Source organism: Salmonella sp. SAL4457 (assembly GCF_046548235.1).
Classification (GTDB): domain Bacteria; phylum Pseudomonadota; class Gammaproteobacteria; order Enterobacterales; family Enterobacteriaceae; genus Salmonella; species Salmonella enterica.
In genome coordinates this window covers 1-258 of sequence record NZ_JBGDZO010000798.1, presented here as the reverse complement: position 1 = coordinate 258, position 258 = coordinate 1, and the positions used below count along the sequence as shown (strand labels likewise).

At 71.7% G+C, this 258-nt stretch carries 1 protein-coding gene; it reads left to right on the top strand.

Annotated features, from left to right (window positions below; translation table 11 throughout):
* Nucleotides 1-258: sarcosine oxidase subunit gamma family protein (locus ACLJNW_RS26365; RefSeq protein WP_410961532.1), on the top strand; the 258-nt coding region annotated here is incomplete at both ends.

Below are 258 nucleotides of genomic sequence, written 5' to 3'. Positions count from 1 at the left end.
CCGCTGCACCATGCCGAGCTGCACAAGCTCGCCGGCAAGACCGCCGCGAAGGCCGGTATCGTCCTGCGCGAGAAGAAGCTGCTCGGCCACCTGGTGCTGCGCGGCGATGCCGCCGACCCGGCCTTCGCCGCCGCCGTGCACCAGGCCCTCGGCCTGGAACTGCCGGTGGCCCTGACCCTGGTCGCCAGCGGCGAGACCTCGCTGCAATGGCTGGCCCCGGACGAATGGTTGCTGATCGTCCCCGGCGGCGAGGAATAC